The 4,961-nt window shown below is 59.1% G+C and carries 4 protein-coding genes and 1 pseudogene; 4 read left to right on the forward strand and 1 reads right to left on the reverse strand.

The window, feature by feature from the left end; translation table 11 throughout:
* The 3 genes and pseudogenes from KBF66_RS18770 to KBF66_RS18780 all read left to right on the forward strand — a co-directional run.
* Window positions 1–136, forward strand: a pseudogene (locus KBF66_RS18770) (ABC transporter permease); the annotation flags it as partial.
* Window positions 137–555: 419 nt separating this feature from the next.
* A complete protein-coding gene (gene speB / locus KBF66_RS18775) occupies window positions 556–1,515 on the forward strand; it encodes an agmatinase (RefSeq protein ID WP_296661156.1) in 960 nt (319 codons plus the stop codon).
* 72 nt (window positions 1,516–1,587) lie between these two features.
* Window positions 1,588–3,072 (forward strand): NAD-dependent succinate-semialdehyde dehydrogenase, encoded by a 1,485-nt coding sequence (locus KBF66_RS18780; RefSeq protein ID WP_296661159.1) that lies wholly within the window; start codon window positions 1,588–1,590, stop codon window positions 3,070–3,072.
* Between the two features lie 13 nt (window positions 3,073–3,085).
* On the opposite strand, the gene KBF66_RS18785 is transcribed toward KBF66_RS18780, so the two are convergent.
* The gene (locus KBF66_RS18785) at window positions 3,086–3,538 is read right to left on the reverse strand and encodes a DUF192 domain-containing protein (RefSeq protein WP_296661162.1); all 453 of its coding nucleotides are present in this window, start codon (window positions 3,536–3,538) and stop codon (window positions 3,086–3,088) included.
* Window positions 3,539–3,714: 176 nt separating this feature from the next.
* Here KBF66_RS18785 and icd point away from each other — a divergent pair.
* Window positions 3,715–4,961, forward strand: a 1,247-nt coding sequence (gene icd / locus KBF66_RS18790; RefSeq protein ID WP_296661164.1) for an NADP-dependent isocitrate dehydrogenase, incomplete at its 3' end; no start/stop codon positions are given.

Below are 4,961 nucleotides of genomic sequence, written 5' to 3' on the forward strand. Positions count from 1 at the left end.
GACGCTGCCCCGCCAGATGTTCACCGGCATTCGGGAAAACATCAACCCGACCATCGCGGCGGTGGCCACGCTGCTGATCATTTTTACCACGGCGTTGATGCTGGGATTGGAGTGGTTAAGAGGGAGTCGGCGCTGATCTTCCCCCACTCCCCCCAACCCCCTCGCCCCGCCGGGCGAGGGGGGCTTTAACCGCCCATTTGGCCGGTTTCCCCGTCGAAGAGTGTGATCGACATCCTCGTAAAGATTGACAGAGATGACAAGTCGATGTGGTTTTGAAAGCTCAGATTCGATCAATCCGGCCGAATCCCGTTTGAACATGAAAGGCTTTAAAGCTCTTTGAATGAAGACAAGGATGTCGACAACACCGCTCGGAGAGTTAAGCGGCCACATGGGCGGTTCAGGCTCCCTCTTCCGCCCGGCGGGGCGGGAGAGGGCGGGGGGAGTGAGTGGGGGAAAGAAAGAGTTAAGAATAGATATCAAAGAATGCAGGCCTATCAAGCGCTGCAAGGCAATTAGTTCGTAATTTGGTTTGCGAAAGCCACCTTTCGCCAAGAAATGCAAGACAACCGCAAAACAACCAACCAGCCCCTGTCAGGCAACGCCATGCCGCGTTTCGGCGGCATCGCCAGCATGATGCGACTGCCTGTCGTCACGTCGGCGCAAGGGCTTGACGCCGCGTTTATCGGTGTGCCGCTGGACATCGGCACCAGCCACCGCCCCGGCACGCGCTTTGGCCCGCGCCAGATCCGTGCCGAGTCGAGCCTTATCCGTCCCTACAACATGGCGACCGGTGCCGCCCCGTTTGACACGCTGCAGGTGGCAGACCTGGGCGATGTGCCGATCAACACCTATTCGCTGGAAAAATCCCTGGGCATCATTCTGGGCTTTTATGAGTCGGTGCTCGATGCCGACTGCATCCCGCTCACCCTGGGCGGTGACCATACCATTGCGCTGCCCATTCTGCGCGCCATGGCGGCCAAGCATGGTCCGGTGGCGCTGGTGCATGTGGATGCGCACGCCGATGTCAACCCAGAGATGTTTGGCGAGCGCATTGCCCACGGTACGCCGTTTCGTCGTGCGGTTGAAGAAGGCCTGCTCGATTGCGACCGGGTATTCCAGATTGGCCTGCGTGGCAGCGGCTATGCGGCAGACGACTTTGACTGGCCGCGCCAGCAGGGCTTTACCATCATTCCCGCCCATGAGATCTGGTACCAGTCACTCGCTCCGTGGATGCAGCGTGTGCGCGACACCATTGGCAACACGCCGTGTTACCTGAGTTTTGACATTGATGGCATTGACCCGGCCTACGCCGGTGGCACGGGTACGCCAGAAATCGGCGGCTTGAGTGTGCCGCAAGCGCTGGAGATCATTCGCGGCTGCGCCGGGTTGAACCTGGTGGGTGCGGATCTGGTCGAGGTGTCGCCGCCGTATGATGCCTCCGGCAACACCGCGCTGCTGGGCGCCAACCTTTTGTTCGAGATGTTGTGTGTGCTGCCCGGCGTGTTGACGCGCTAGTTAGTTTGTAGCTTCCAGCGTTTATTGTATAAGGGCTGGACGCATCTTTGTTGATAAATAAATGGAGTTTATATGTCTGCTTCACCACTGGCCCTGCTCAAAGACCCCAGCCTGCTGAAAACCGATGCGCTGATCAACGGTGTTTGGTTGTCCGGTAGCAGCCGTTTTGCCGTGACCGACCCCGCCACTGGCGCGCACCTGGCCGACGTGGCCAATCTGGGCGCAGCCGATGCCGAAATCGCCATCGCCGCCGCCAACGCCGCCTGGCCGGCCTGGCGTAACAAGACGGCCAAAGAGCGCAGCATCATCCTGCGCAAGTGGTTTGATTTGCTGATGGCCAATCAGGACGACCTGGGTCGCATCATGACCGCCGAGCAAGGCAAGCCACTGGCGGAGGCCAAAGGCGAGGTGGCCTATGGTGCGAGTTTTGTCGAATGGTTTGCCGAAGAAGCCAAACGCATCAACGGCGAAACGCTGCCGCAGTTTGACAACAACCGCCGTCTGCTGGTGCTGCGCCAGCCCATTGGCGTGTGCGCGGCCATCACGCCGTGGAACTTTCCGATTGCCATGATCACCCGCAAGGTCGCGCCAGCGCTGGCCGCGGGCTGCCCGGTGATCATCAAGCCGGCCGAACTCACCCCCCTGACTGCCCTGGCGGCGGCTGAACTGGCGATCCGAGCGGGCATTCCGGCCGGTGTGCTCAACATGGTCACCGCCGACGCCGACAACTCCATCGCCGTGGGCAAGGTGCTGTGCGCCAGTGACGTGGTGCGTCACATCAGCTTTACCGGCAGCACCGAAGTCGGTCGCATCCTGATGGCACAAAGCGCTCCCACGGTCAAAAAAATGTCGCTCGAACTCGGTGGCAATGCACCCTTCATTGTGTTTGACGATGCCGACATCGACAGCGCCGTGGAAGGTGCTTTTGCCTCGAAGTACCGAAACGCCGGGCAGACCTGCGTGTGCTCCAACCGGCTGTACGTGCAGGCCGGTGTCTATGACGAATTTGTCACGAAGTTTGCCGCCAAGGTGAGTACTGCCAAGGTGGGTAACGGCTTTGAGGACGGCGTGAACCAGGGTCCGCTGATCGAAGAAGCCGCTATTCAAAAAGTAGAGCGACACGTGCAAGACGCCATTGGCAAAGGCGCACGATTATTGTGTGGTGGGCAGCGCCTGAGCGGCACGGGCAGCGGCCAGTTTTATGCCCCGACCGTGGTCGCCGATGCCACACCCGAGATGCTGTGTGCGCGCGAAGAAACCTTTGGGCCGTTTGCCCCGGTGTTCAAGTTTGAGACCGAAGCCGAAGCCATATTTGCCGCCAACAACACCGAGTTTGGCCTGGCCAGTTATTTCTACAGCCGCGACATCGGCCGCATCTGGCGCGTCAGTGAAGCGCTTGAGTACGGCATGGTGGGGGTGAACGTGGGCATTCTGGCCACCGAGCATGTGCCTTTTGGCGGCGTCAAACAGTCCGGCCTGGGCCGCGAAGGCTCGCACCACGGCATAGACGACTACGTGGAAATCAAGTACCTGTGCATCGGGGACATTCTTCAATAACGACCAACGCTGTCTACCGCATGGCAAACGCCGGGCCACCCAGTTTGCTGCCGGCCTTGAGCCCCTTTTTGGCAAACCAGCCCTGGTTCATTTCGAGCACGTAGCGCACCGGCTTGCTGGAGCAATGTGACTCGGTGCTCAACGGCTTCATGTCGACCAGGTTGACGATGGTGCCATCATCGGCGACGAAGGCTGCCGTGAGTGGCAACAGCGTGTTTTTCATCCAGAAACACTGCTGCGCCGGCTGCTCGAAGGCGAACAACATCCCCTCGCCAAGGGGCATCTGCTGGCGAAACATCAGTCCGGTGGCGCGCTGCTCCGGGGTGGCTGCCACCTGGGCGCTGATCAGGTACATGCCAGCGGTGATCTGGGTGCGTGGCAGGTCCAGCTGGGGTGAATTCTGCGCATGGGCGCAGACGTTGGCCACAACAGCCAGCGCAAAGAGAACAGGTGCAGAGAGGTTCATGAGCACATTTTGCCGCAGCGACAGGCGCCGGGTTGAATCGCCATGCGCCTGTCGAGTCGGTCGCGCCGATTGTGTTGACTTTGGTGCACGCATCGGTTGCAGCGAAATTGAATAGGACTAGAATAAAAATTGAGAAAAGTCATTACTCTCGATCCACTTAACGGAGACCCGTTGTCATGTACCAACACATCAAAATTCCTGCCGCCGGCCAAAAAATTACCGTCAACGCCGACATGTCGCTGAATGTGCCCGACGAGCCAATCATCCCCTTCATCGAGGGCGATGGCACCGGTTTGGACATCACGCCGGTGATGATCAAGGTGGTGGATGCTGCCGTGGCAAAGGCCTATGGCGGCAAGAAGAAGATCCACTGGATGGAAGTCTACGCCGGTGAAAAGTCCACCAAAGTCTATGGCCCTGACGTCTGGCTGCCCGAGGAAACCCTGGCGGCGCTGCGCGAATACGTGGTGTCAATCAAAGGTCCACTGACCACGCCGGTGGGCGGCGGCATCCGTTCGCTCAATGTTGCACTTCGCCAGGAGCTTGACCTGTATGTGTGCCTGCGTCCGGTCCAGTATTTTGCCGGCGTGCCCAGTCCGGTGAAGGAGCCGCATAAAACCAATATGGTGATTTTCCGCGAGAACTCGGAAGACATCTATGCGGGCATCGAGTATGAGGCTGAAACCGAGAAAGCGAAAAAAGTCATCAAGTTCCTGATCGAAGAGATGGGTGTGACCAAAATCCGTTTTCCCAATACCTCCGGCATTGGCATCAAGCCGGTCAGCCGCGAAGGCACCGAACGCCTGGTGCGCAAGGCCATCCAGTACGCCATTGACAACGACAAGCCCAGCGTGACCATTGTGCACAAGGGCAACATCATGAAGTACACCGAGGGTGGCTTTCGCGACTGGGCGTATGGTCTGGCGCAGAAGGAATTTGGTGCCGAACTGATTGACGGTGGCCCATGGTGCAGGTTCAAGAATCCCAAGACGGGCAAAGAAATCATCGTCAAGGACAGCATTGCCGACGCCTTCCTGCAGCAGATCCTGCTGCGTCCGGCCGAGTACAGCGTGATTGCCACCCTGAATCTGAATGGTGACTACATTTCTGACGCACTCGCTGCCCAAGTGGGTGGCATCGGCATTGCCCCGGGTGCCAACCTGTCGGATACCGTGGCGTGTTTTGAAGCGACCCATGGCACAGCACCCAAGTATGCGGGCAAGGATTATGTGAACCCCGGCTCCGAGATCCTGTCAGCCGAGATGATGTTGCGGCACATGGGCTGGGTTGAGGCGGCCGACGCCATTCTGGCGTCCATGGGCCGTTCCATCGCCAGCAAGAAGGTGACCTATGACTTTGCCCGTCTGATGGACGGTGCCACGCAGGTCAGCTGCTCGGGATTCGGACAGGTCATGATTGACCA

Source organism: Rhodoferax sp. (assembly GCF_018063565.1).
Classification (GTDB): Bacteria; Pseudomonadota; Gammaproteobacteria; order Burkholderiales; family Burkholderiaceae_C; genus Rhodoferax.

Bases quoted from the DNA above. Each gene is read 5' to 3' on its own strand.
- KBF66_RS18780 (WP_296661159.1), top strand. From the start codon at position 1,588: ATGTCTGCTTCACCACTGGCCCTGCTCAAAGACCCCAGCCTGCTGAAA.
- speB (WP_296661156.1), top strand. From the start codon at position 556: ATGCAAGACAACCGCAAAACAACCAACCAGCCCCTGTCAGGCAACGCC.
- KBF66_RS18785 (WP_296661162.1), bottom strand. From the start codon at position 3,538: ATGAACCTCTCTGCACCTGTTCTCTTTGCGCTGGCTGTTGTGGCCAAC.